Source organism: Achromobacter sp. GbtcB20, assembly GCF_019091095.1.
Classification (GTDB): Bacteria; Pseudomonadota; Gammaproteobacteria; order Burkholderiales; family Burkholderiaceae_B; genus Achromobacter; species Achromobacter mucicolens.
Window position 1 is genome coordinate 1 of sequence record NZ_JAGXJZ010000585.1, and the last position, 265, is coordinate 265.

Sequence of the window (265 nt, forward strand, 5' to 3'; positions counted from 1 at the left end):
GCGCATCAGGCTGAAGCGGAAGTCCGCCTCGCGCCGCAACTGCCGGAAGTTCAGCTGGATCAGCGGGTTGCCGTAGATGTAGAGGGCGACCACGGTGCCCGCCAGCGCGTACACGGCCAGCACGCCGACCAGCACCCGCGAGATCGACCACAGCACGGTGCTGAACGCCACCAGTTGCATGATCGAGCCCAGGAAGATCAGCAGGAAGTGGATGGAGCGCCCGGTAAACGTGTTGATGTCCTCGCTGATGCGCTGGTCGGGGTTG

Annotated in this window: 1 pseudogene; it reads right to left on the bottom strand. The window is 64.5% G+C overall.

Going from position 1 to position 265, the window contains the following annotated elements:
* A pseudogene (locus KVT32_RS30325) lies at nt 1–265 on the bottom strand (ABC transporter ATP-binding protein); the annotation flags it as partial.